The organism is Streptomyces sp. NPDC012466 (genome assembly GCF_042955215.1).
Classification (GTDB): Bacteria; Actinomycetota; Actinomycetes; order Streptomycetales; family Streptomycetaceae; genus Streptomyces.
The window spans coordinates 658122-683311 of the sequence record NZ_JBIBEQ010000001.1; the positions used below are offsets into that span (position 1 = coordinate 658122).

At 72.4% G+C, this 25190-nt stretch carries 22 protein-coding genes and 2 pseudogenes; 12 read left to right on the forward strand and 12 right to left on the reverse strand.

The genetic code is table 11. From position 1 onward, the window contains the following. Positions 1 to 3 precede the first annotated feature (3 nt). The 7 genes from tal to ACFY9E_RS03015 are packed head-to-tail and all read left to right on the forward strand — an operon-like array spanning position 4 to position 8411. Positions 4 to 1149, forward strand: a complete 1146-nt coding sequence (gene tal / locus ACFY9E_RS02985; RefSeq protein WP_390978749.1) for a transaldolase — start codon at positions 4 to 6, stop codon at positions 1147 to 1149. Continuing rightward, positions 1146 to 2819: a glucose-6-phosphate dehydrogenase gene (zwf, locus tag ACFY9E_RS02990; protein ID WP_390978751.1), complete on the forward strand. Its 1674-nt coding sequence runs from the start codon at positions 1146 to 1148 to the stop codon at positions 2817 to 2819. Before tal ends, zwf begins: the two co-directional genes overlap by 4 nt. Further along, a complete protein-coding gene (opcA, locus tag ACFY9E_RS02995) occupies positions 2816 to 3751 on the forward strand; it encodes a glucose-6-phosphate dehydrogenase assembly protein OpcA (RefSeq protein ID WP_390978753.1) in 936 nt (311 codons plus the stop codon). The genes zwf and opcA overlap by 4 nt, the downstream gene beginning before the upstream one ends. After that, positions 3744 to 5408, forward strand: coding sequence for a glucose-6-phosphate isomerase (gene pgi / locus ACFY9E_RS03000; RefSeq protein ID WP_390978755.1), 1665 nt, complete (start codon positions 3744 to 3746; stop codon positions 5406 to 5408). The genes opcA and pgi overlap by 8 nt, the downstream gene beginning before the upstream one ends. A gap of 1 nt (position 5409) precedes the next feature. Next, on the forward strand, positions 5410 to 6294 hold the full coding sequence (gnd, locus tag ACFY9E_RS03005; RefSeq protein ID WP_390978757.1) for a phosphogluconate dehydrogenase (NAD(+)-dependent, decarboxylating): 885 nt from the start codon (positions 5410 to 5412) through the stop codon (positions 6292 to 6294). Positions 6295 to 6297: 3 nt separating this feature from the next. Further along, complete coding sequence (locus ACFY9E_RS03010; RefSeq protein WP_390978759.1) at positions 6298 to 6885, forward strand: histidine phosphatase family protein; 588 nt, start codon at positions 6298 to 6300, stop codon at positions 6883 to 6885. A gap of 59 nt (positions 6886 to 6944) precedes the next feature. Then, positions 6945 to 8411, forward strand: a complete 1467-nt coding sequence (locus tag ACFY9E_RS03015) for a membrane-associated oxidoreductase (RefSeq protein WP_390978760.1) — start codon at positions 6945 to 6947, stop codon at positions 8409 to 8411. Here the strand turns inward: ACFY9E_RS03015 and ACFY9E_RS03020 are convergent. Continuing rightward, entirely contained in the window at positions 8398 to 10203 is a 1806-nt protein-coding gene (locus ACFY9E_RS03020; RefSeq protein WP_390978762.1) for a TIM barrel protein, read from the reverse strand. The genes ACFY9E_RS03015 and ACFY9E_RS03020 overlap by 14 nt on opposite strands. Positions 10204 to 10217: 14 nt before the next feature. Beyond that, complete coding sequence (locus ACFY9E_RS03025; RefSeq protein ID WP_390978764.1) at positions 10218 to 11093, reverse strand: shikimate dehydrogenase; 876 nt, start codon at positions 11091 to 11093, stop codon at positions 10218 to 10220. 142 nt (positions 11094 to 11235) lie between these two features. Between ACFY9E_RS03025 and ACFY9E_RS03030 the strand changes: the two genes are divergently transcribed. Both ACFY9E_RS03030 and ACFY9E_RS03035 read left to right on the forward strand, forming a co-directional pair. Beyond that, a complete protein-coding gene (locus ACFY9E_RS03030) occupies positions 11236 to 11901 on the forward strand; it encodes a TetR family transcriptional regulator (RefSeq protein ID WP_390978766.1) in 666 nt (221 codons plus the stop codon). 165 nt (positions 11902 to 12066) lie between these two features. Further along, on the forward strand, positions 12067 to 13425 hold the full coding sequence (locus tag ACFY9E_RS03035; RefSeq protein ID WP_390978768.1) for an MFS transporter: 1359 nt from the start codon (positions 12067 to 12069) through the stop codon (positions 13423 to 13425). A gap of 19 nt (positions 13426 to 13444) precedes the next feature. Here the strand turns inward: ACFY9E_RS03035 and ACFY9E_RS03040 are convergent. After that, positions 13445 to 13603: pseudogene (locus ACFY9E_RS03040) on the reverse strand (VOC family protein); the annotation flags it as partial. Between the two features lie 172 nt (positions 13604 to 13775). Here ACFY9E_RS03040 and ACFY9E_RS03045 point away from each other — a divergent pair. Next, positions 13776 to 15005, forward strand: coding sequence for a serine hydrolase (locus tag ACFY9E_RS03045; protein WP_390978770.1), 1230 nt, complete (start codon positions 13776 to 13778; stop codon positions 15003 to 15005). A 6-nt stretch (positions 15006 to 15011) separates the two neighbouring features. Here ACFY9E_RS03045 and ACFY9E_RS03050 read toward each other — a convergent pair whose 3' ends face one another. The 3 genes from ACFY9E_RS03050 to ribA form a co-directional block, all read right to left on the reverse strand. Next, positions 15012 to 16169, reverse strand: coding sequence for a saccharopine dehydrogenase C-terminal domain-containing protein (locus ACFY9E_RS03050; RefSeq protein ID WP_390978772.1), 1158 nt, complete (start codon positions 16167 to 16169; stop codon positions 15012 to 15014). Further along, on the reverse strand, positions 16159 to 17220 hold the full coding sequence (locus ACFY9E_RS03055) for a saccharopine dehydrogenase (protein ID WP_390978774.1): 1062 nt from the start codon (positions 17218 to 17220) through the stop codon (positions 16159 to 16161). The genes ACFY9E_RS03050 and ACFY9E_RS03055 overlap by 11 nt, the downstream gene beginning before the upstream one ends. Positions 17221 to 17298: 78 nt before the next feature. Continuing rightward, entirely contained in the window at positions 17299 to 17958 is a 660-nt protein-coding gene (gene ribA, locus ACFY9E_RS03060; RefSeq protein ID WP_248501678.1) for a GTP cyclohydrolase II, read from the reverse strand. A gap of 41 nt (positions 17959 to 17999) precedes the next feature. Between ribA and ACFY9E_RS03065 the strand changes: the two genes are divergently transcribed. Continuing rightward, entirely contained in the window at positions 18000 to 18728 is a 729-nt protein-coding gene (locus tag ACFY9E_RS03065) for a creatininase family protein (RefSeq protein ID WP_390978776.1), read from the forward strand. A gap of 143 nt (positions 18729 to 18871) precedes the next feature. On the opposite strand, the pseudogene ACFY9E_RS03070 reads toward ACFY9E_RS03065, so the two are convergent. The 5 genes and pseudogenes from ACFY9E_RS03070 to ACFY9E_RS03090 all read right to left on the reverse strand — a co-directional run. Beyond that, positions 18872 to 19939: pseudogene (locus tag ACFY9E_RS03070) on the reverse strand (lysylphosphatidylglycerol synthase transmembrane domain-containing protein); the annotation flags it as partial. Next, positions 19936 to 21081, reverse strand: a complete 1146-nt coding sequence (locus ACFY9E_RS03075; protein WP_390978778.1) for an SAM-dependent methyltransferase — start codon at positions 21079 to 21081, stop codon at positions 19936 to 19938. The pseudogene ACFY9E_RS03070 and the gene ACFY9E_RS03075, both read right to left, overlap by 4 nt. Then, positions 21078 to 22283 carry a glycosyltransferase gene (locus tag ACFY9E_RS03080; protein WP_390978780.1) on the reverse strand — a complete coding sequence of 402 codons (1206 nt, stop codon included), beginning with the start codon at positions 22281 to 22283 and terminating at the stop codon, positions 21078 to 21080. The genes ACFY9E_RS03075 and ACFY9E_RS03080 overlap by 4 nt, the downstream gene beginning before the upstream one ends. Further along, complete coding sequence (locus tag ACFY9E_RS03085; RefSeq protein WP_030843501.1) at positions 22280 to 22678, reverse strand: 6-carboxytetrahydropterin synthase; 399 nt, start codon at positions 22676 to 22678, stop codon at positions 22280 to 22282. Before ACFY9E_RS03085 ends, ACFY9E_RS03080 begins: the two co-directional genes overlap by 4 nt. Positions 22679 to 22836: 158 nt before the next feature. Continuing rightward, complete coding sequence (locus tag ACFY9E_RS03090) at positions 22837 to 23829, reverse strand: zinc-binding alcohol dehydrogenase (RefSeq protein ID WP_390978782.1); 993 nt, start codon at positions 23827 to 23829, stop codon at positions 22837 to 22839. A gap of 108 nt (positions 23830 to 23937) precedes the next feature. Here ACFY9E_RS03090 and ACFY9E_RS03095 point away from each other — a divergent pair, with 108 nt between their 5' ends. Continuing rightward, positions 23938 to 24699, forward strand: a complete 762-nt coding sequence (locus ACFY9E_RS03095) for a CDP-alcohol phosphatidyltransferase family protein (RefSeq protein WP_390978784.1) — start codon at positions 23938 to 23940, stop codon at positions 24697 to 24699. A gap of 19 nt (positions 24700 to 24718) precedes the next feature. Here the strand turns inward: ACFY9E_RS03095 and ACFY9E_RS03100 are convergent, their stop codons facing one another. Then, a complete protein-coding gene (locus tag ACFY9E_RS03100; protein WP_390978786.1) occupies positions 24719 to 25099 on the reverse strand; it encodes a winged helix-turn-helix transcriptional regulator in 381 nt (126 codons plus the stop codon). Positions 25100 to 25190: the final 91 nt, after the last annotated feature.

The following is a 25190-nucleotide window of genomic DNA, read 5'->3' on the forward strand; positions in this document are numbered from 1 at the left end:
AAGATGATCACTGTGACCGAAGCGACCGCGAACGCGGGAGCACTGGAGCGCCTGTCCCACGAGGGCGTGTCGATCTGGCTGGACGACCTGTCGCGCCGGCGGATCGAGTCCGGCAACCTGGCCGAGCTCGTCGCCACGAGGAACGTCGTCGGCGTCACCACCAACCCGTCCATCTTCCAGGCCGCCATCGGCTCCGGTGCCGGCTACGAGGAGCAGCTCGCCGACCTGGCGGTGCGCGGCGTGACCGTCGACGAGGCCGTCCGGATGATGACGACCGCCGACGTCCGGGCCGCCGCCGACGTCCTGCGGCCGGTGTACGAGGCCACCGGCGGCCGGGACGGCCGGGTCTCCATCGAGGTCGACCCCCGGCTGGCCCACGACACGACGGCGACCGTAGCCGAGGCCCGGCAGCTGGCCTGGCTGGTGGACCGCCCCAACGTGATGATCAAGATCCCGGCGACGAGGGCGGGCCTGCCGGCGATCACGGAAGTGATCGGAGCGGGTATCAGTGTCAACGTGACGCTGATCTTCTCGCTGGAGCGCTACCGCGAGGTGATGGACGCCTACCTCGCCGGTCTGGAACGGGCGCGCGCGACCGGCCTCGACCTGTCGGGCATTCACTCGGTCGCGTCGTTCTTCGTCTCCCGCGTGGACGCCGAGATCGACAAGCGGCTGACGGTGCTGGGCACGGAGGAGGCCCTCGCCCTGAAGGGCCGGGCGGCCCTGGCCAACGCGCGGCTCGCCTACGAGGCGTACGAAGAGGTCTTCGCCGGGCCGCGCTGGCAGGCCCTGGAGGATGCCCGCGGGAACCGGCAGCGCCCCCTTTGGGCCTCCACCGGTGTGAAGGACCCCGCCTACAAGGACACCCTGTACGTGGACGAACTGGTCGCCCCCGGCACGGTCAACACCATGCCGGAAGCCACGCTGAACGCCGTCGCCGACCACGGCGACGTCCGGGGCGACACCGTCACCGGCGGTTACGACCGGGCCCGAGCGGACCTGGCGGACGTCGAACGGCTCGGAATTGCATACGACGAGGTGGTGCGGCAACTGGAGGACGAGGGCGTGGCCAAGTTCGAGGTGGCCTGGCAGGAGCTGCTGGACGCGGTCACCAAGTCCTTGAACGACAAGGGAGTTGACGCGGAATGAGCGAGGGCATCCCCCAGACGGCCGAACAGGAGACCAAGGGGACCAAGGAGGACAAGGAGGCCCGGGTGGCCCAGGAGGCCGCCGGGGTCGAGCAGACCGGGGTGAGCGGCGAGGTGCCCGCCGCCCCGCGCACCGACCACGCGGACCCCGACTTCAGCAACCCGCTGCGCGACCCGCGCGACCGCCGTCTGCCCAGGATCGCGGGGCCCTCCGGGCTGGTCATCTTCGGCGTCACCGGTGACCTGTCCCGCAAGAAGCTGATGCCGGCCGTGTACGACCTGGCCAACCGCGGTCTGCTGCCGCCGGGCTTCTCCCTGGTGGGCTTCGCCCGCCGGGACTGGGAGGACCAGGACTTCGCGCAGGTGGTGCACGACGCGGTCCGCGAGCACGCGCGCACCCCCTTCCGCGAGGAGGTCTGGCAGCAGCTCGCCGAGGGCATGCGGTTCATCCCCGGCGACTTCGACGACGACACGGCGTTCAAGCAGCTGCGCGCCGCCGTCGAGGAGCTGGACGCCTCCCGGGGCACCAGCGGCAACTACGCCTTCTACCTCTCGGTGCCGCCGAAGTTCTTCCCGAAGGTCGTCCAGCAGCTGAAGAAGCACAAGCTGGCCAGCGCCCCCGAGGGCGCCTGGCGCCGCGCGGTCATCGAGAAGCCCTTCGGGCACGACCTGAGGTCGGCCGAAGAGCTGAACCGCATCGTGCACGACGTGTTCGACCCGGAGCAGGTCTTCCGCATCGACCACTACCTCGGCAAGGAGACCGTCCAGAACCTCCTGGCCCTGCGCTTCGCCAACCAGATGTTCGAACCGATCTGGAACCGGTCGTACGTCGACCACGTGCAGATCACCATGGCCGAGGACATCGGCATCGGCGGCCGGGCCGGCTACTACGACGGCATCGGCGCCGCCCGTGACGTGATCCAGAACCACCTGCTCCAGCTCATGGCGCTCACCGCGATGGAGGAGCCGGCCGCCTTCGACGCCGCCTCGCTGCTCACCGAGAAGCTGAAGGTCCTCAAGGCCGTGCGGCTGCCGCAGGACCTCGGGCAGGGCACCGTGCGCGGGCAGTACGCGGCGGCCTGGCAGGGCGGCACGAAGGTGCGGGGCTATCTGGAGGAGGACGGCATCGACCAGTCCTCCACGACCGACACCTACGCCGCGGTCAGGCTCCAGGTGGACAACCGCCGCTGGGCGGGCGTCCCGTTCTACCTGCGCACCGGCAAGCGGCTCGGCCGCCGGGTGACGGAGATCGCGGTGGTGTTCCAGCGGGCCCCGCACTCCCCCTTCGACTCCACCGCGACCGAGGAGCTGGGCTCCAACGCGATCGTCATCCGCGTCCAGCCGGACGAGGGCATGACGGTCCGCTTCGGCTCGAAGGTGCCGGGTACGTCGATGGAGATCCGGGACGTGACGATGGACTTCGCCTACGGCGAGTCTTTCACCGAGTCGAGCCCCGAGGCGTACGAACGGCTGATCCTCGACGTCCTCCTGGGCGACGCCAACCTGTTCCCCCGTCACCAGGAAGTGGAAGAGTCCTGGAAGATCCTCGACCCGATCGAGCAGTACTGGGCCACGCACGGCCGGCCCGCGCAGTACGCCTCGGGCAGCTGGGGACCCGAGGAAGCCGACGAGATGCTCGCACGAGACGGACGGAGCTGGCGCAGGCCATGAAGATCGACCTGACCGACACCACGGCAAGCAAGATCAACAAGGCGCTGGTGCAGGGGCGCCGCGCCATCGGCACGCCTGCCGTGGGCATGGTCCTGACGATGGTGATCGTCACGGACGAGGAGAACGCCTACGACGCGATCAAGGCGGCCGAGGAGGCCTCGCACGAGCACCCCTCGCGCACCCTCGTCGTCATCAAGCGGCACGCCCGCACCCCGCGCGACCGTCAGGCCTCCCGCCTGGACGCCGAGGTCCGGGTGGGCGCCGACGCGGGCACCGGCGAGACGGTGATCCTGCGGACCTACGGCGAGGTGTCCGACCACGCCGACTCGGTGGTGCTGCCGCTGCTGCTGCCGGACGCGCCGGTGGTGGTGTGGTGGCCGATGGACGCCCCGGAGGTGCCCTCGAAGGACCCGCTCGGAGCACTGGCCCAGCGCCGGATCACCGACCTGTACGCCGTCGCCAACCCCCTGGAGGTGCTGGAGAGGCGGGTCCGCTCCTACGCGCCCGGTGACACCGACCTGGCCTGGACCCGGCTGACGCCCTGGCGTTCGATGCTGGCGGCGGCGCTGGACCAGGCCCGTGCGCAGATCACCTCGGCGGCCGTGGAGGCCGAGGCCGAGAACCCGGCCGCCGAGCTGCTGGCCCGCTGGCTGGAGGCACGGCTGCACGTCCGGGTCGACCGTGTGGTCACCGCCGGTCCGGTCGTCACGGCCGTGCGCCTGGGCACGGAGAACGGCGAGATCGTCATCGACCGCCCCGAGGGGCCGCTGGCCACGCTGACCCTGCCGGGCCAGCCGTCGCGCACCCTCGCGCTCAAGGTCCGTGCCACCTCCGAACTCATCGCCGAGGAGCTGCGGCGCCTCGACGCGGACGAGATGTACGCCATCGCCCTGAACGGCGAGGCAACCGAGGAGACTCCTGCTCATGTCTGACTCCCCCTCCGGTTCCCCGAGGCTCACCCGGCGCCCCGAGTGGACCGCCCTGGAGAACCACCGCACGGACGCCCTGCCCCAGCCGGACCTGCGGGAACTGTTCGCGGCGGACCCGGGGCGCGCCGAGCGCTACGTCGTGCGCGTGGGCGACCTGCGCATCGACTACTCCAAGCACCTGATCACCGACGAGACACTGGCCCTGCTCCAGGAACTGGCCGCCGCGACCGACGTGTTCGGGCTGCGCGACGCCATGTTCCGCGGTGAGCGGATCAACGTCACCGAGGACCGGGCCGTGCTGCACACCGCGCTGCGCGCCCCGCGGGACGCCGTCATCGAGGTCGACGGCGAGAACGTCGTCCCGGGCGTGCACGCCGTGCTCGACAAGATGGCCGCCTTCGCGGACCGGGTGCGCTCGGGTGAGTGGACCGGCCACACCGGCAAGCGGATCCGCAACGTCGTCAACATCGGCATCGGCGGCTCGGACCTCGGCCCGGCGATGGCCTACGAGGCGCTGCGGCCGTTCACCGACCGGGAACTGACGTTCCGCTTCGTGTCGAACGTGGACGGCTCCGACCTGCACGAGGCCACCCGCGACCTGGACCCGGCACAGACGCTGTTCATCGTCGCGTCCAAGACGTTCACCACGATCGAGACGATCACGAACGCGACCTCGGCCCGCTCCTGGCTGCTGGAGGGCCTCGGGGGCGATGAGAAGGCGGTGGCGAAGCACTTCGTCGCGCTGTCGACGAACGCCGAGAAGGTGGCCGGCTTCGGCATCGACGTCGACAACATGTTCGAGTTCTGGGACTGGGTCGGCGGCCGCTACTCGTACGACTCCGCGATCGGGCTGTCCCTGATGATCGCGATCGGCCCGGACCGCTTCCGGGAGATGCTCGACGGGTTCCGGATCGTCGACGAGCACTTCCGCAACGCCCCCGCCGAGGCCAACGCCCCGCTGATCATGGGCCTGCTGGGCATCTGGTACGGCAACTTCCACGACGCCCAGTCGCACGCGGTGCTGCCCTACAGCCACTACCTGTCCAAGTTCACCGCCTACCTCCAGCAGCTCGACATGGAGTCCAACGGCAAGTCGGTGGACCGCGACGGCCACGCCGTGGAGTGGCAGACCGGGCCGGTGGTGTGGGGCACGCCGGGCACCAACGGGCAGCACGCCTACTACCAGTTGATCCACCAGGGCACCAAGCTCATCCCGGCCGACTTCATCGGCTTCGCCCGGCCCGTCGCCGAGCTGAGCGACGAACTGAAGGCGCAGCACGACCTGCTGATGGCCAACCTGTTCGCGCAGGGGCAGGCGCTCGCCTTCGGCAAGACCGCCGAGGAGGTGCGCGCGGAGGGCGTGCCCGAGGAACAGGTTCCGCACCGCACCTTCCGGGGCAACCACCCCACCACGACGATCCTGGCCACCGAACTGACCCCGTCGGTCCTCGGCCAGCTCGTCGCCCTCTACGAGCACAAGGTGTTCGTGCAGGGCGCCGTCTGGAACATCGACTCCTTCGACCAGTGGGGCGTGGAGCTGGGCAAGGTCCTCGCCAAGCGCGTCGAGCCCGCTCTGACCGAGGGCGCGGACGTCCCCGGTCTCGACCCGTCCACGGCCGCGCTGGTGGCCACCTACCGCAACCTCCGGGAAGTGAACTGACATGCAGATCGGTCTTGTGGGTCTCGGCAAGATGGGCGGCAACATGCGCGAGCGCCTGCGCAACGCCGGCCACACCGTCATCGGATACGACACCAACCCCGAGAAGTCCGACGCCAGCAGTCTGGCCGACCTCGTCAACCAGCTGGAAGCACCCCGCACGGTCTGGGTCATGGTCCCGGCCGGCGAGCCCACCCAGCACGTCATCGACCAGCTCGCGGGCCTCCTGAAGCCGTACGACACGGTGGTCGACGGCGGCAACTCCCGCTGGACGGACGACGAGAAGCACGCCGAGGAGCTGAGCAGGCGCGGCATCGGCTTCGTCGACGCGGGTGTCTCCGGCGGCGTGTGGGGCCTGAAGAACGGCTACGCCCTGATGGTCGGCGGCGAGAAGGAGTACGTCGACCGGCTGCGGCCGATCTTCGAGGCGCTCAAGCCGGAGGGCCCGTACGGCTTCGTCCACGCGGGCAGGGTCGGCGCCGGGCACTTCGCCAAGATGGTCCACAACGGCATCGAGTACGCGATGATGCAGGCCTACGCCGAGGGCTGGGAACTGCTGGAGGCCGTGGACTCGGTGGACAACGTCCGCGAGGTGTTCCGCTCCTGGCAGGACGGCACCGTCATCCGCTCCTGGCTGCTGGACCTCGCGGTGGACGCCCTCGACGAGGACGAGCACCTGGAGGAGCTCCGGGGCTACGCCCAGGACTCCGGCGAGGGACGCTGGACCGTGGAGGCCGCGATCGACAACTCCGTGCCGCTGCCCGCGATCACCGCCTCCCTCTACTCCCGGTTCGCCTCCCGGCAGGACGACTCGCCGCAGATGAAGATGATCGCGGCGCTGCGCAACCAGTTCGGCGGCCACGCCGTCGAGTCCGCGAAGAAGGCGTAGCGCGTGGGTGATCTGCTGCTGGTCCGCCACGGCGAGACGGAGTGGAGCCGGAGCGGGCAGCACACCAGCTTCACCGACCTGCCCCTCACCCCGAACGGTGAGGAACAGGCCAAGTCGCTCGCCCCGCTCCTCGCGGACCGCTCCTTCGCACTGGTCCTCACCAGCCCGCTCGCCCGCGCGGTGCGCACCGCCGAACTCGCGGGCCTGACGGGGGCCGTGCGGGAGGCGGACCTGCACGAGTGGTACTACGGCGCCTACGAGGGCGTCACCACCGAGGAGATACACCGCACCCGCCCCGACTGGGACCTGTGGACCGACGGAGGCCCGCCCGGCCCCGACGGCGAACCGGGCGAGTCCCCCGAGGAGGTCGGCGAGCGGGCCGACCGGGTACTGGCCCGGGCGGCGAAGGCGCTGCCCGAGGGTGATGTGCTGCTGGTGGCCCACGGCCACTTCCTCCGCGTCGTGACGGCCCGCCGGCTGGGTCTGTCCCCGGCGGAGGGGCGGCTGTTCCGGCTGGAGACCGGCACGGTCTGCCGGCTGTCGACCGAACACGGCCGGCCCGTGATCGCGGAGTGGAACACCAGGGCGTAACCGGCCCCGGCCGGAGGCGGGTTGACAGCCTCCGGCCGGGCGCGCCAGAGTCCCCGCTGATGGAGATCCACACCATGACGCCCGCCGAGGAGCGGGTGTGGCGCGCCTTCACGCGCGGGGAGGACGTCGACTTACGGGGACCGGCGGGCGAGGACCCCACGCGCGGCGCCGAGTGGGGCCCCGAACGGACCCTGCGGGCGACCGTGGTGCGGGCACTGCTGCTCAGCGCCCCGCAGGAGGACGGGGAGACGGCCGCCCTCCGACTGGCCGGCGCGCGGATCACCGGGGCGCTGAACCTCCAGTACGCCGACGTCGACCACGCCGTGCGCCTCAGCGACTGCTTCTTCGAGGACGTGCCCGTCCTGTACGCGGCGCGGCTGCGCCAGCTGAACCTGCGCGGCTCCGCCCTGCCCGGCCTGGACGCCGCCACCCTGCGCGTGGACGGCGTGCTGCGCATGTCCGGCTGCCTATTCGAGGGACCCGTGCGGCTCGGTGGCGCGCAGATCTCCGGCGCGCTGTTCATGGACGGGGCCGCCATCGACGAACCGCCCCCCGGCCAGCCGGCGCTCCAGCTCAACCACGTGACCGTCGGGGACGGTCTGTCGGCGCCGGGCCTGCGCACGCGCGGTGAGGTGCGGCTGACGGGCGCGTCGGTCGCCGGCAGCGTCGACCTCAACGGGGCGCGGCTGGAGGCCGGTGCCGGAGAGGTCGCCCTCGACGCGGAGACGCTCACGGTGGACGGCGACGCCCTGCTGCGCGACGCGGACGTCCTCGGCTGGATCGGGCTGCGCGGCGCCCGGATCGCGGGCCGGCTCGACCTGTCGCACGCCCGCCTGGCGAACCCGGGTGACGCGGCGCTGCGGGCCAGCAGCTGCACCATAGGGGAACTCTGGCTGCGCAAGAGCCCTCCCATGGCCGGCACCCTCAACCTGCGCCGTGCCCAGCTGGACGTGCTGTTCCTGGAGCCGGAGGTCGTCCCGGAGGAGGTCCTGCTCGACAGTCTCGTCTACACCTCCCTCACCCCGCACGAGCCCGCCGAGCGGCGTCTGGCGATGCTGGAGCGGGACGGCGAGGGCTATGTCCCGCACGCCTACGAGCAGTTGACCGCCGCCTACCGCAGGATCGGCGACGACCCCGCCGCCCGCCTCGTCCAGCTCGCCAAGCAGCGCCGCCGGCGCGGCACCCTGCCCTGGTACGGCCGGCTGTGGGGCCATGTGCAGGACGCCACCGTCGGCTACGGCTTCCGCCCCCTGCGGGCCGCGGGCTGGCTGGTGTCGCTGCTGGTGATCGGCTCCCTCGCCTACGCCCTGCACCACCCCGAGCCGCTCAAGGCCGACGAGGCCCCCCAGTTCAACGCGGTCTTCTACACCCTCGACCTGCTGCTGCCGGTGATCTCGTTCGGCCAGGAGGCCGCGTTCGCCCCCACCGGCGGGTACCAGTGGCTCTCCTACGCCCTCGTGCTCACGGGCTGGATCCTCGCCACCACCGTCGTCACCGGCATCACCCGGACCGTCAGCCGCCAGTGAGGGCCCGCACCGCGTGCTGCGCGGCCAGCCGCACCGGGGCGTTGGCGGCGCCGTAGCCCCGGTAGCCGCCGTCGCGCTGCACCAGTTCGAGGAAGACCCGGCCGACGGTGCGGGTGTAGCAGTGGCGGAAGACGCCGTGGGCGTCGCGGTCGTAGAGGATGCCGAGGTCGCGGTAGGTCTCCAGCTCACCGTCGGCGAACTCGAAGCGGGCGGCGAGGTCGTCGTGGTAGTTCGCCGGGACGGGCAGCAGGCTGCCGCCCGCGTCCCGGAAACGGCGGGCGGCGGCGACCACGTCGTCGGTGGCCAGGGCGATGTGCTGGGCGTGGACGGTGTCGTCCGTGGGCGCGGCGCCGACGGTGAGGGCGATCCGGACGCTGCCGTCGGGGGTGGTGACGGCGCGGCTGCGCATCAGTCCGTAGGGGTCGGCGACGTCGACGCTCTCCTGGGCGCGCAGGCCGAGCACGCCGCGGTGGAAGAGGGCCGCCTCGTCGAAGTGGTGCCAGGGCTGGGTGAGGGCGAGGTGGTCGATGCCCCGGATGCCCGCGTCCGCCGGGGGCGCGCCGATGTCCTCGAAGTCGGCGCGCCAGTCGGGCGGTTCCGGGCGGCCGGCGGCGCAGAAGAACAGCTCGGTGCCGTCGGGCGCGGCGACCGCGTCCAGTGGGGCGTCCCCGGGAGCGCGTCGGCGCGGCAGCACGGGCGCCAGCAGTGCCTCGGCCCGCCGGGCCGCCGCTGCCGGGTCCGGTGACTCCAGCCCGATCGCGGCGAGTCGGGTGCCCTCGCGGCGGACGGCCGGCCCGGTGTTGACGAGGATCCGGGCCTCGCCCTGCTCCCACAGGGTGACGGGCTTGCCCCGGTGCCGTGCGGTGCGGGTGAAGCCGAGGGCGCCGAGCAGGGCGCCCAGGGGTTCGGCGTCGGGTGTGACCAGCTCGGCGAAGGCGACGCCGGTGGGGACGACCGGGGCGGGCGGGGACGCCGTGCCCACCGCCTCCTGGAGGACCAGCAGGGAGCGCCGGGCGTCGACGGCGGTCGGGCCCGCCTCGGCCTGCCGGAACACGTCGTTGAAGACCTCCAGGGACAGCGGGCCGTCGTAGCCGGTGGCCAGCACGTGCCGCACCAGCCCGGCGACGTCGAAGCCGCCCTGGCCGGGGAAGCAGCGGTAGTGGCGGCTCCACTGCAGGACGTCCATGGCGAGCAGTGGGGCGTCGGCGAGCTGGAGGAAGAAGATCTTCTCACCGGGGATGGCCGCGATGCCTTCGAGGTCCTTCGGTTCACAGCCACGCGAGAGGATGTGGAAGCTGTCCAGGCAGGTGCCGAGCGCCGGATGGCCGGCGGCCTCGACGATGCGCCAGGCGTGGTCCCAGGTACTGACGTGCCGGCCCCAGGCGAGCGCCTCGTAGGCGACCCGGACGCCGGACTCCCCCGCCAGGTCGGCGAGCCGGCTGAGCTGCTCGGCGGCGAGGGCGTCGTCGTCCACCGCCTGCGGGGAGACGCTGGAGCAGACGAGGACCGTGTCGGCGCCGAGCCGGCGCATCAGCTCGAACTTGTGCCGGGCCCGCCGCAGGTTCCGGGCGAACTCGGCCTCGGGGACGGCCTCGATGTCCCGCATCGGCTGGTAGAGGTCGACGGTGAGCCCCAGGTCGGCGCAGCGGGCGCGGATGTCCTCGGGAGTGAGAGGGCTGGCCAGCAGGTCGTTCTCGAAGATCTCCACCCCGTCGAACCCGGCCCGGGCCGCGGCGTCGAGCTTCTCGGTGAGGGAGCCGCTGAGACAGACGGTGGCGATGGACGTACGCACGTCGGTACCTCTCTCTAGTGCGAAGCCCCGATGGCCCCGGCCAGTTCGGCCAGGTCCGCCAGCATCCGCGCGGCATCGGGTTCCCGGCCGGTGAACAGGCGGAACGCGTCGGCAGCCTGGAAGGCGGCCATGCCACCGCCGTCGAGGGTGGCGCAGCCCAGGGCGCGGGCCGTGCGCAGCAGCTCGGTCTCCAGCGGGCGGTACACCACCTCGGCCACCCACAGCCCGCAGTGGAGCAGCGCGGCGGGCAGGGGCAGGCCCGGGTGGGCGGCCATGCCGGTGGGCGTGGCGTGGACGATGCCGTCGGCGTGCGCGAGCAGCTCGGCCCGCCGGTCCGGCGGGGCGGCGGCCGCACGGCCCGCCCCGAAGGTCCGGTTCAGCGCTTCGGCCAGGGCGGCGGCCCGCTCGGGCAGGGCGTCGACGACGGTGACCCGCCCGGCGCCGAGGGTGAGCACGGCGTGGGCGACGGCCGCGCCCGCACCGCCGGCGCCCAGCTGGACGACCCGCTCCAGCGGCGCGTCGGGCAGCCCGCGCGCGAAGGAGGCGGCGAAACCGGTGACGTCCGTGTTGTGGCCGACGGCCCGGCCGTCCTCGAAGACGACCGTGTTGACCGCTCCCAGCGCCTCGGCCTGCGGGGTGAGCGCGTCCAGGTGCCCGAGGACGAGCTGCTTGCAGGGGTGCGTGATGTTGAGCCCGTCGAAGCCCAGGTCGCGGGCGGCCCGCACCAGATCGCCCACCGCCTCGGGCGCCACGTCGAGGGTGTCGATGTCGATGAGCCGGTAGACCAGGCGCAGGCCCTGGCGGTCGCCCTCCCGCTCGTGCAACGCCGGGCTGAGGGACGGACCGATGCCGGAACCGATCAGTCCGACGAGATACGACTCCTTGGGCACGCGCGCCTCCCGAGCGGCTCACTAATGTACGAACCAGTACGTTAGCTATATCAGCCGAGCACGGGCTCGGGAAGACCTGCCGGAGGGACGGCCCCGTGCTTCTACAATCACCGGCACCGGCCCCTCCGCCCGAAGGAACCTGATGACCAGCGTCGAAGAACCGGCACGACCTGGCGAGCGCATCCGTGACGCCGCCCGCACCCGGGCCGAGATCCTCGAGGTCGCCACCCAGGAGTTCGCGCGGGCCGGCTACGACGGAGCCCGGGTGGACGAGATCGCCGCCCGCACCCGCACCACGAAGCGGATGATCTACTACTACTTCGGTGGCAAGGAACAGCTGTTCACGGCGGTGCTGGAGCGGGCGTACGGCGTGATCCGGGAGGCCGAGCAGCAGCTCGACGTCGACCATCTGGACCCGGTCGCGGCCATCCGGCGGCTCGCCGAGGTGACCTTCGACCACCACGAGCAGCACCCCGACTTCATCCGCCTGGTCAGCATCGAGAACATCCACGAGGCGCAGCACATCGCCGGCTCCGAGAAGCTCGGCAAGATCGGCTCCCCCGCCCTGGACGTGATCCGCCGGATCCTGGCGTCGGGCCGGGAGTCGGGCCTGTTCACGGCCGACGTCGACGCCGTCGACCTGCACGCGATGATCTCCTCGTTCTGCTTCTTCCGGGTCTCCAACCGGCACACCTTCGGCGCGCTGTTCGGCCGCGACCTGCTCGACCGGACGCAGCGCGCGCACTACCGCGCCATGCTGGGCGACATGGTGATCGCGTACCTGACGGCGGAGCGGACGGCGGACTGAACGCCCGGCGCGGGACCCCTTGACACCGGTGGCACTCGGGCGCAGCATCACTGGCCATCCCCTACTAACTACCCAGTGGGTTAATTAGCCGCGATCCGGCGCACGCCCCCTCTGCTCACCCGTGTCTCGCTCCGCCCAGGGCGGAGCTCCCCCGAAGGAGCCGCCGTGTCCGTCCCCGCCACGCCCTCAGGGCCCACCGCCCCGCCCGGCCAGCCCAGGAAGGCCGCGACCGCCGCCTGGATCGGCAGCGCCCTGGAGTACTACGACTTCTTCATCTACGGCAGCGCCGCCGCGCTGATCTTCCCCGAGGTGTTCTTCGACGAGTCCGACCCGGCCACGGCGACCCTGCTGTCGCTCGCCACGTTCGGCGTCGCGTACGCCGCCCGCCCGGTGGGCGCGCTGGTGCTCGGGCACGTCGGCGACCGGACCGGCCGCAAGAAGATCATGGTCTTCACGCTGATGCTGATGGGCCTGTCGACGTTCCTCATCGGCTGCCTGCCCACCCGGGACCAGGTCGGCGACCTCGCCCCGGTCCTGCTGGTGCTGTGCCGGGTGCTCCAAGGCATCTCCGCGGCCGGCGAGCAGGCCAGCGCCAACTCCATGACGCTGGAACACGCGCCACCCCACCGGCGTGGCTTCTTCACGAGCTTCACCCTGAGCGGCACACAGGGCGGCCAGCTGCTGGCCACGCTGGTGTTCATCCCGGTCGCCGCGCTGCCCGAGGACCAGTTGCTGTCGTGGGGCTGGCGGCTGCCGTTCTGGCTGAGCGTCGCGGTCGCCGTCGTCGGCTACGTCATCCGCCGCAAGCTGGACGAGACGCCCGCCTTCGCCCAGCAGGCCGCCGAGGAGGGCGTGGCCAAGCTGCCGCTCGTGATCCTGCTCCGCGAGCACTGGGCGGACGTGCTGCGCGTGATCGCCGGCGCGCTGGTCGCCTCGGTCAGCACGATCTTCACGGTGTGGGCGCTGGCGTACGCCACCAGCGACGCGGTCGGCATGTCGCGTACGGCCATGCTGTGGGTGGGTGCCCTGGCGAATGTCGTCGCGCTCGCCGCGATCCCGCTGTGGGCCGCGCTGTCCGACCGGATCGGGCGCCGCCCGGTGTTCCTGCTCGGCGCGGCCGGCAGCGCGGTGACGATGTTCCTGTACCTGTGGGCGGTCTCCACGGGCTCCTACCCGCTGACGTTCCTGACCGGCGTCGTCTGCTTCGGCGTGGTCTACAGCGCGGCGAACGGTGTGTGGCCCGCCTTCTACGGCGAGATGTTCGCGACGCGCGTCCGGCTGTCCGGTGTGGCGATCGGCACCCAGATCGGTTTCGCCGCGGCCGGGTTCGCGGTGACGTTCGCGGCGCGGATCGCCGGGCCGGGGGGTGACGACTGGTCGGCGGTGGCGCTGTTCACGGCGGCGTTGTGCGTGCCGCCGGTGATCGCGGCGGTGTCGGCGCGGGAGACGCACCGGGTTCCTACGGAGGCACTGGGGGAACGCACCGGACTCGGGACCGCGCGGCCGCAGAAAGTGACGGCCTGAAGCTCGCCGTGTGGTGCCGTCAGCGGTTGGCCCCGGCCCGGCGGCACGGCACGAGACGGCAGCCGTCCGGGTCCTGGACGGTGACTCCCCACTCGTCCCCGTAGGGGTTGGGGGACTCGCCCCTCTACCCGCCGTGCCGCTGCGGACGGGCGACCAGGTCGTCCGGGCCGGGGCCGTCCCATGACGATCAGCGGGTCCACCTGCCATCGGTCCCGCACCCCCGGCCCCCAGAGCCGTCGCTCACGTGTTCCTGCGCGATCATGAACCGTTCCTGCACCACGATGGGGTCTGAGGTGGTCCGGGCGGGGTATGCCGGATCTCACCTCGACGAGCGCGACGGGAGAAGAGCCATGGCACAGCTGCGACAAGAGGTCGATCCGGATGAGGCCGGGCTGGATCCGCAGGTGCTGGGCCGCCTGGACCGGCACTTCGCCCGGCTGGTCGACGACGGGCGCCTGCCGGGCTTCCTCGTCTCCATAGCCCGGGCCGGGCGCGTCGCCCACCTCGCGACGCACGGGCTGCGCGACATCGCGGCCGGGCTCCCGGTCGAGCCCGACACGCTGTGGCGGGTCTACTCCATGACGAAGCCGGTCACCGCGGTCGCCGCGCTGCTGCTGGTGGAGGAGGGCCGGCTGTCGCTGGACGACCCGGTCGCCGACCATCTGCCCGCCTTCGCCGACCCGCGGGTCTACGTCAGCGGCTCCGGGGCCGACGTCGAGACCCGCCCGGCCGACGGCCCCATACTCGTCCGGCATCTGATGACCCACACCTCGGGTCTGACCTTCGGCTTCTACCACGCCCACCCCGTCGACGCCCTGTACCGCGAGGCCCGTCTGGAGTCGTCGGTGCCGCCGGGCGCGGACCTGGCCGAGACGGTCGAGGTGTACGCGAGCCTGCCGCTGCAGTTCGAGCCGGGCACCGAGTGGAACTACTCGGTGGCGAGCAACGTCCTGGGCCGGATCATCGAGGTCGTGTCCGGGCAGCCGCTCGACGCGTTCTGCGCCGAGCGGATCTTCGGGCCGCTCGGCATGACGGACGCGGGTTTCCATGTGACGGACGCGCAGGCGGCCCGGCTGTCCGAGATGTACGGGGAGAAGGAGGGCGGCGGCATCGAGCCGATCCCGGGGCTCCCGCTGCGCGGCCGTCCGCGGTTCCTGTCGGGCAGCGGCGGCATGGTGTGCTCGGCCCACGACTACCACCGCTTCATGGAGATGCTGCGCCGCCGGGGCGAACTCGACGGCGTGCGGCTGCTCACGCCGCAGACCGTGGATCTGATGACCCGCAACCACCTGCCCGGCGGCGCCGATCTGCGGGCCTTCGGCAGCCGCCCCGCCCACGACGAACCCGGCAACGACGGTCTCGGTTTCGGCCTCAACTGCTCCGTGGTGATCGACCCGTCCCGCACCCTGGTGCCGTCCGGGCTCGGCGCCTTCGGCTGGAGCGGCGTGGCCACGACGACGTTCTGGGTGGACCCGGGCCGCGACCTGACGGTGCAGTTCATGACGCAGGTGCGGCCCAAGACCTCTCACACGGTCTTCAAGGACCTCAAGCGGATGGTGCACGAGGCCCTGTCGGACTGAGGCCCGCTACGGGTCGACGCGGAGCGTGAACCCGAGCCCGTCCCGGGCCAGTTCACGCAGCCACCGCTCGGACCGGGCGGCCGTCTCGGCGGCACGGTTCAGGCCGGGCGGCGAAGAGCCGTCCAGGATGTGCCGGACGCCCAGCGCGAGGGTCCGCGAGACACAGCGGGCCATCGCGCTCTCCTCGGCGTCACCCACCAGGTCGAGCAGGTAACCGCCCTTCCACGACCGCCCCGACTCGGCGCGCACGTCCAGGGACACCACGAGGACGACCCGGTCGTGGTCGTCGTCCGTGGTGGGGTGGGCGGCGGCCAGCTCCCGGGCCAGGGCCGCGATCCGGGCGTCGTCACCGGTCCTCAGCTCCGCGAAGACGCCGTCCCAGGCGCGCAGCCACCCCTCCAGCCGCAGGGTGCCGCGGACGAACGTCCGCGGTGTCCAGGCGTCCGGCAGCCCGTACTGCGCGATGAACGGGACGCTGTCGCGATTGGGGTAGACCTCGAAGGTCTCCCCGTCGACGACATGCCGCCGGGTCGCCTCCCAGGGCCGTTCGGCGACCGTCTCCGCACCGCCCTCCAGGTAACGGGCCGGCGAGCGCAGGGCGCCCAGGACCCCCGCGGGTGCCCAGCTGAAGCGGTACGTGAAGTCGTTCGGGACGGCGGGGACACCGCCGCAGTACGACGTGAGGGTGTACGAGGCGGGCGTCCCGGCGCCGATCGCCTCCCGGGCCCGGGCGACCAGGGCGTGGGCGAAGAGGTGGTCGATGCCCGGATCGAGCCCGGCCTCGGTGAGGACGACGAGCCCGGCCTTCCCGGCCGCGGGCACCTGCTCCAGCACCGCGTCCGACACATAACTGGAGCACGCGAAGTGCGCCCCCTGTCGTACGCACTCCGCGAGCAGCGGCGCGTGCTCCGGCGCGGGCAGCATCGACACGACGACATCGCCCGGGGCGAGTTCGGCGGCGAGCGCGGACAGCGTGTAGGCGCGGGGCCCGGCCCGTCCGGTGAGGCCCAGCCGGCCGAGGGCATCGGCGGCGCGGCTCTCGGTGCGGTGCCAGAGCCGGACGCGCTGGGCGGCGTCGCACAGCATGGCGAGACCGCTGCCCGTGGACAGGCCGGCGCCGATCCAGTGGACGGTGCCGCTCGCCGCCGCCGGTTCAGTGGTCAAAGGAATCCCCCTTGTCGAGGCCGTGGGCCCGTGACGCCTCACGGAACCGGTCCAGGCAGCGTCCCCAGGGCCCGGAGACGCCGAAGTCGAGCAGCTGGGGCAGCAGGGCGGCCGAGAAGTCGGCGCTGGACTCCAGCGGCAGCAGGGAGGGCAGGTTGTCGATGGCGATCAGGTCGAGCGGGGGTGCGTCGCGCAGCCGCCGTACGGGCTCGTCCCAGTCGGTGGTGTCGTCGTACACCGGAAGGACGTTGAGCGGGGAGCCGACGTCGCAGGTGACGTCGCACAGGGTGCGCAGCCGGCGGCCGGGGGTGTCGAGGTCCCGCTCGCGGAGGAAGGGCGGGACGGGGGTGGTGGCGAGCACCGCGTTGACCATCACGTCGTGCCGCAGCAGAGCGGGGCGGTCCAGGTCCCGGGTCTCGGCGAGGTCCCAGCAGGTCGGGTCGACGCCGGCGGTGGTGAAGGCCGCGCGGGCGCCGCGGCCGCTGCGGCCCAGGGCGCCGATGACGAGGCCGGTGAACTCGCGGTCCCCGGCGGCGGGCCGCAGCGTCTCGTCCAGGTCTTCCTTGGTGGTCGGCGTCAACGGTGCCCGCAGCCGGCCCCGGTGCCGGAGCACCGCCAGCGCCGCACCCAGGTAGCCGGCCCAGAAACCGAAGGCGGCGAGGCGCCGTCCGGTGTCGTCCACCAGGTACTCCAGGTCGAACAGTGCCCCGCCCCCGGCGGCGAACCGGCCCAGCAGGTCCGCCGCTCCCGGCTGGCCCTTGTACGCGTGGCCGAAGAAGATGTGCCGATGCGTCAGCTCGGCCGGGTGGTCGGGCAGTTCCTTCAAGCCGAGCACGACGGCGTCCCGCGGCGCCGTCACCCAGGAGCCGGCGGGCGCGACACGGCAGCCGGCCGCCTCGTACTCCTCGATCGGGAAGACCCGCTGCGGGGACTCCTCCACGGTCAGTCGCACTCCGTGCCCGACGAGCCGCCGGGCGTCGTCGGGCACGATCGGAGTGCGTCGTTCGGTCGTGCGGTCCTCGTGGCGCAGCCACAGATGGAGCTCGGTCATACCAGGTGGGCCTCCGGCGTGAGGCGTCGGCCGCTGAGGGCCGACGCTCAAGGGGCGGACGTCCACGAAGCGTACGCGTCAGGAGGAGCTGACCACCGCGTCCAGGTGGGGCAGGTGGTGGTCGAGGCGTTCCCGCTTGGTGCGCAGATAGGTGATGTTGTTCTCGCACGGCGGGATCAGCAGCGGGACCTGCTCGGCGACCGTGATGCCGTGGTCCACCAGTGCCTCGCGCTTGCGCGGGTTGTTGGACATCAGGCGCACCGACCGCACGCCCAGGTCGTCCAGGATCCGGGCGGCGACACCGTAGTCTCGGGCGTCGACCGGCAGGCCGAGGGCGAGGTTGGCCTCGACGGTGTCCAGGCCCTCCGCCTGCAGGGCCATCGCGCGCAGCTTGGCGAGCAGGCCTATGCCGCGGCCTTCATGCCCTCTGAGGTAGACGACGATGCCCGCGCCCTCGGCGACGACCGCGCGCAGGGCGGCGTCGAGCTGGTCACCGCACTCGCAGTGCTGGGAGCCGAAGGCGTCGCCGGTCAGGCACTCCGAGTGCAGCCGGATGAGGACGTCGTCCGTGCCGATCTCGCCGTAGACCAGCGCCACCTGCTCGTCACCGCGGTCATGGTCCAGGTAGCCGACCGCCTGGAATTTCCCGTACACGGTGGGCAAGGGCGCATTCACGACGCGTTCCACGCCGGTCCGCTGCGTCGACTTCTTGCCGAGTACGCCAATTTTTTCTGTCATGATTCTCGAGTTCCTAAGCAGAGACGAAAGGCCGTGACGTTATGAGTGATCTGGTGCCGGCGGACACCACGGAAGACGTACGGACGCGGGGCGCCGGTGTCTCACGGCAGGTCGCGGTGCTTCCCGTGGGGAGCTTCGAGCAGCACGGTCCGTACCTCCCGCTGGCGACCGACACGCTCGTCGCCTGTGCCGTCGCGCGGGAGATAGCCGGCGCGTACCCGGTGCACCTCCTTCCTCCGGTGACGATCTCGTGCTCGCACGAGCACGCGGCCTGGCCGGGGACCGTGAGCATCTCCTCGGTGACCCTTCATGCGGTGGTACGGGACATTGCGGCTTCGCTGCGCCGGTCCGGGGTCGACACCCTGGTGGTGGTCAACGGGCACGGCGGCAACTACGTGCTGGGCAACGTGGTTCAGGAATCCTCCGCCCGCGGCGAGCGGATGGCGCTCTTCCCGGCCCCGGAGGACTGGGAGGCGGCGCGCGAACGGGCGGGTGTGGTCACCTCGCTGCTCACCGACATGCATGCGGGGGAAATAGAGACCTCCATCCTTCTGCACGCTCATCCCGAAATGCTCCGACCCGGTTATGAGACCTCCGATTTCGTCGCTGACGACCGGCGTCATCTGCTCACCCTCGGCATGTCCGGCTATACCGATTCGGGTGTCATCGGCCGTCCTTCGCTGGGTTCGGCGGTAAAGGGGAAGGAACTCCTGGCGAGCCTCGCGGATTCCTTCGGGGCGTATTTCTCGATGCTGACCTCCGAGGCGTAGTCACCCTGTGGCGCCGGGGCCTCGGGGACGGCCCGGGACCCGGCCCTCAGGCCCGCGTACCAGCGGGCGACGAGCACGATCACGCCGGGCAGGCTCGCCACGAGGCTGAGCACCCCGTAGACGACCGCGACGGCGAGTCCCCGTCCTGCACCCAGGCCGGCGGCGCCGAACGCCCAGGCGGTGACGCCCTCGCGCGGTCCCCAGCCGCCGACGTTCAGGGGCAGGCCCATCGCCAGCAGGGCGAGGACCGCGAGGGGCAGCAGGACGGCCACGGAGGCGGCGGTCCCGGCGACACGGGCGGCGAGTACGAACATCGCGACGTAACCTGCCAGCACCACCACGGAGGAGACCACCACTCCAGGCCCGTTCCGCCGCGACAGCAGCCCTTCGCGGGCCTCGATGAGGGCGGCGCGCAGCGTGCGGCCGCGGCGGGAGGGCGCCGAACGGTTCATGCGCAGGGCGAGGACCACGGCGGTCGCGCCCAGGGCGGCCAGGGCCGTCAGCAGGGCGATGTGCCGGGCCTCGGCGAGCACCGGGGACGGCATGGTCAGCAGGACGACGGCCCCCACGGCGAACAACGCGATCTGCCCTGCGGCCCGTTCGAGGACGACGGCCTTCACGCCCCGCCGCAGATCCCCCTCGCTCTGTCCGTGCCGCACGGCCCGGTGCACATCGCCGAGGACGCCTCCGGGCAGGGCCGCGTTCAGGAACAGCGCGCGGTAGTAGTCGGCGACGGCCGGACCGAACGGCAGCCGGATCCTGAGCCCCCGGGCCACGATCGCCCATCGCCACGCGCTGAACACGGTGGTGACGAGCCCGATGCCGAGCGCCAGCAGCAGCGACACACCGTCGATGCGCCGCAGCCCGTCCAGGAAGACACCGGTGCCGAGCCGCCAGAACAGCACGCCCAGGATGGCGATTCCGGCGAGGGTGCCGAGGTGTGTACGGACGCGGGAGGAGCCGAGGCGTGCCAGGGCGGTGCGGAGAGGCCCGGGCGGCGGGGCTCCGGTCGTCGTCCGGCCCGGTCCGGCCGGGTCCGAGGCGATGGGCTCGCTCCTGTCGTCCGCGGCCGGGCGCGGCACGACCGCCTCTGCCCGGACCGTACCCGCCGCACCGGATATCGCGGGCGCACGGGTGCCGCTGCCGGTCGTGGACGGCCGGGTGTCGGTGGGCGTGGCACGCGGACGCGTTCCCGTCGCCGGGGGGCTCATGACGCTCCGCCCACCGGGCGGGACAGGGCCAGCAGGTCGATGTGGTGGACCGTCACGCGCAACTCGCCCGCGGCGCAGGCCGCCAGCCGGTCGGCCAGGTAGACGTCGGCCTCGGCCCGCAGCTCGGGGCGCTCCTCGACGGCGGCGCCGACCCAGCCGCGCAACCACTGCTCGGTGAGCGCGGCCTGCTCGGGGCCGAGCCGCCAGGGGCTCGGGTGCAGCCGTACGGTCGCGCCGTGCTCGGAGAACGCCTCGGCCGCCGCCGTGACCGCGTCGGGGCCGAGCAGGCCGTCGCGGCGCTGGTGGTCGTTGAACGCCTGGGTGAGCTCCGCGTCCAGCGGGTGGGACGGGGTCAGTTCCACGCGCCCGGCGACGGACAGCGTCAGCAGGGCGGGGCAGCCGGCTCCGGCGCACGCGGCGGCGAAGGTGTCGATCTCCTCGCGGGTGAGGACGTCCAGCAGGGCGGACGCCGTGACCAGGGACGCGCCCCGCAGGGCGTCCGGGGTGAGGCGGGCGATGTCACCGCGCCGCGTCTCCACGGAGACCCGGCTGCCGTCGGCGGCCGAGCGCGGGGAGGCGACGGCGGCGAAGTGCAGCAGGTAGGGGTCGCGGTCGTGCAGCACCCAGTGCTGGGCGCCGTCCAGGCGGGGCGCGAGCCAGCGGCCCATCGAGCCGGTGCCGCAGCCCAGGTCGTGGATGACGACGCCCGACTTGCCCGGCAGGTTGGCGAGCCGGATCCGCAGCGGGTCGAGCAGGTCGTGCGCCCGCGCGGCGGCATCGGCCGGCTCCCGCAACTCCAGCCACTCGGGTGCGTAACGGGGCGGGTCGTCGGGGTCGGCCTCCCGCAGCTTCACGGTCGGCCGGGAGCCGGGCTTGCCGCTGGGCCCGGCGCCGGGGATGACGGCACCGGGGACCTGACCGGGACCGAACACGACACTGGAGCCCAGCCCCTGGCGCACGGCGTCACCGGCCGCCCCCGGCCCGGGCTTCCCGCCCGGGGCCACGCTGTTCCCGGCCTGCCCGGACCCGGACGTCCCTCCCGGCCGCGCGCCCGGAGTCACGTCGTCCGTCACCGTGACCTCCCTCGGGCCGGGCTGGGCCGGGATCGTACCGCTCTGCTGGATCGTCACCGGGTTCGTCATGCGGCCCTCCGGGGTTCGGTCGGAAGCCGGCGCAGGACCGCCGCCAGGCTCTGTGCGGTCGTCGCCCAGCCGTCGAGGGCGGCGCGGCGGCTGCGGGCGGCGGCCTTCAGCCGGCGTCGTACGTCCGCCTCACCGAACCAGCCGCGCAGTTCGGCGGCGATGGCGGCGGGGTTCTCCGGCGGGACGAGGATGCCGGGCACCCCGCCGTCGGGCGCGCGGCCGACCGCCTCCGGCAGCCCGCCGACGTCCGTGGCCAGCACCGGGATGCCCCGGGCCAGGGCCTCGGTCACCGCCATGCCGTACGTCTCGGCGTAGGAGGTGAGGACCATCAGGTCGGCGGTGGCGTAACTGGCGTCCAGCGCGGCACCGGACTTCGGCCCCGCCAGCTCCAGCCGGTCCTCCAGCCCGTGCCTGCGGATGAGGGACCGCAGGTGGGCGACGTACTCCGGGTCCTGGGTCAGACCGCCGACGCACACGCAGCTCCACGGCAGGTCGCTCACCGTGGCCAGCGCCTCGACCAGCCGGTGCTGGCCCTTGCGCGGGGTCACGGCGGCCACGCACAGCAGGCGCGAGACACCGTCGGTGCCGGGCGCGAGCGGTGCGATGTCGGCGCCGGGGGCCGCGACATGGACCCGCTCGGGAGGGAGGCCGTGGTGGGAGACCAGGCGGCGGACCGCCCAGTCGCTGGTGGCGATCACCGCGGGCACCGCCCGCAGCACCGTCCGCTCCCTGGCGTCCAGTTCGGCGGCCACGGCCGCGTCGAGCCCGGTCTCGTCACCGAGCGGGAGGTGGACGAGGACGGCCATGCGCAACCGTTCCGCCTCGGGCACGACGACCTCCGGCACGCCGCAGGCCACGAGCCCGTCGAGCAGGACCACGGCCCCGTCGGGCAGTCCGCTCAGGGTGCGGGCGAGTTCCGTACGGGCGTCGGCCCCCGGCCGGGGCCAGTCACCGGCCACGGCGTGCTTGGTGACCTGCCAGCCGAAGCCGGGCAGATCCAGGCACACGCGCCGGTCGTAGGCGTTGCCGCCGCTGGGTGCCGCCGGGTCGTCGACGCCGCCCGGCAGCACGAAGTGCACGGTGCGCAGGGACATGGGGATGATCTCGGCGTTCTTCAGGGAGGCGTGCTGCACGGGAACATAATTCAGCCGCGCCGGTGCCGGCCCGGGCTGCCCGGGCCGTTCGATCGTCGTGTCGGTCACAGCGCACGCTCGTAACTCGCCCAGGCGATGTGCGACTCGTGCAGCGTGACCGTAAGGCCCGCGATGCCCTTGGCGCCCTCGCCCAGCGCCCCCTTGTGGATGCGCTCGGCGAGCCGGTCGGCGATGACCTTGGCGAGGAACTCCGTGGAGGTGTTGACTCCGGCGAAGTCGGGCTCGTTGTCGAGGTTGCGGTAGTTCAGCTCGCTGACGACCGCGCCGAGTTCCTGGGTGGCCAGCCCGATGTCGACGACGATGTTGTCCTCGTCCAGCTGTTCGCGCCGGAACGTGGCGTCCACGAGGAACGTGGCGCCGTGGAGGCGCTGGGCCGGTCCGAAGACGTCGCCACGGAAGCTGTGAGCGATCATGATGTGATCGCGGACGGTGATGCTGAACAACGGACGACCCTCCAGGTGCGGCGCGTCTGCTCCCCGCTCTCGGTGCCGGGGATGCCGAGTAGTACGGCTCCTTGCCTTCCCTTGTTCAGCCGTCGGTACGTCTTTTCTCAGGTCAGGCGCTCTTGTCGTGGCGAACTCGTACCGGATGGAACGAATCGTCAGCCGATGGGTCCGTCGTTCTCGTCGTAACGGACGCGGTGGCACAGCGCGGGGACCTCGCCGGAGACCAGTCGGGGCAGCACCTCCGGCAGGTCCTCGAAGGCGGATTCACCGGTGATCAGCGCGTCGAGCGCGGGGTCGGCGAGCAGGTCCAGGGCGACGGCGAGCCGGTCGGCGTAGGTGCGGTTCGCGCGGGCCGGGGAGACGGTGCCGACCTGGCTGCTGCGGATGACGAGCCGCCGGGAGTGGAAGGCCTCACCGAGCGGGAGACTGACCTGCCGGTCGCCGTACCAGCTGAGTTCGAGGACGGTCCCCTCGGCGGTGAGGAGCTCCAGGGACCTCGCGAGGCCCTGTTCCGTGGCACTGGCGTGCACGACCAGGTCGCGGTCCCCGTCGGCGTCCTGCGGGGTGGCGAAGCCGACGCCGAGCGCCTCGGCGATCTTCGCGCGGGAGGGGTCTGCGTCGACCAGCTGGACGCGGACGCCGGGGAACCGGGCGAGGAGGGCGGCCACCGAGCAGCCGACCATGCCACCGCCGACCACGGCGATCCGGTCGCCGACCAGGGGCGCGGCGTCCCACAGGGCGTTCACGGCGGTCTCCACGGTCCCGGCGAGCACGGCCCGTTCGACGGGCACGGTGTCCGGGACGGGGGTGACGGCGGTGGCCGGCACGACGTAGCGCGTCTGGTGCGGGTAGAGGCAGAACACCGTACGGCCGGTGAGCTCCTCGGGCCCCTCCTCCACCACGCCGACGTTGAGGTAGCCGTACTTCACCGGGCCCGGGAAGTCGCCCTCCTGGAACGGTGCGCGCATGGCCGTGTGCTGGCTGACGGGCACGCCGCCGCGGAAGACGAGCGTCTCGGTGCCGCGGCTCACGCCGGAGAACAGCGTCCGGACGAGCACCTCGTCCTCGCCGGGCGCGGGCAGGGTGACGTCCCGGATCGCGCCTCGCCCAGGCGAGTCGATCCAGAACGCCCGTGCGGTGTGCTTCATCGAAGTCCTCCTGAACGATCGGGAAGCTGCTTGCGTACCGAGGGGTGCACAGGCCGCGCACAACGTAGCGGCGTTGATCGACTCTGTCACACGGCCGGAGGACGTTCGGTGGCCCTGAACAACACTTACGACGCGAGGCTCGTACAACAGGAGACCGCCCTGGGGGCGGGCGTGCAGGTCCTGTTGCTGGCCCTGATCGGCACGGCGATCGGGATGGGGCCGGCGGGCTGGCTGACGGGCCTCGCGTTCGCGATCGCCACCTGGGCGGTGCTCTCCCGGGCCCTGCACCGCTCGCGGCTGCGCTCGTTCGGCGCGGCCAACCGGGTCACCCTCGGCCGGGCCACCCTCGTCGGCGGGGTCACCGCCCTGGTCGCCGACTCCTTCCAGAGCTCGCCGCCCGTGTCGCTGTTCGTCGGCCTGACGGCGGTGGCGCTGATCCTCGACGGCGTGGACGGCAAGGTCGCCCGCCGCACCGGCACCTCGACCCCGCTGGGCGCGCGTTTCGACATGGAGGTCGACGCGTTCCTCATCCTGGTGCTGAGCGTGTACGTGTCCATGCAACTGGGCCCGTGGGTGCTGGCGATCGGCGGTATGCGCTACGTCTTCGTCGCCGCGGCCAAGGTGTGGCCCTGGCTGAACGCCGCACTCCCGCCGAGCACCGCCCGCAAGACCGTCGCCGCGCTCCAGGGTGTGCTCCTGCTGCTGGCGGGCGCCGGTCTGCTGCCCCACGCGGCCAACTTCGGTGTCGCGGCCCTGGCACTGGGCCTGCTGGTCTGGTCGTTCGGGCGGGATGTGCTGTGGCTGTACCGGACCTCGCGCGTCGAGGAGCCGGTGGCCCCGCGGCAGGTACGGGAACTGGTCGCGGGCTGACGGCGGGGGCCGTGGGCGGTCACACGTCGAACCGGCCGCGCGCCGCCTCGATCTGACCGAGGTACTCATGGGTCCAGCCGCAGATCGCGTCGACCGTGGCGCGCAGGGCCCGGCCCGGTTCGGTGAGCGTGTACTCGACCTTGGGCGGCACGGTGGGGTGCACCTTCCGGGAGACCAGGCCGTTGCGCTCCAGCATTCGCAGGTTCTGGGTCAGCATCTTGTGGCTGACGCCCTCGACCTCGTCGCGCAACGCGCTGAAGCGCAGGGTGCGTTCCCCGAGGGCCTCGATGATCAGCAGCGCCCACTTGTTGGCGACGTCCGAGAAGATCTCCCGCGCCAGGGAGTCCGCCCTGCGCAGGTCCGCGTTCTCCGGCAGGTCTCTCACCTGCTTGGTCACCATCAGGTTCCCCCGTCACGGAAAAGTGCGTTCTTCCAGGTCGGCGGTCACTCTCCTACGGTTTCCGAGTAACCGCAAGAGAGCGCGGGTTCGC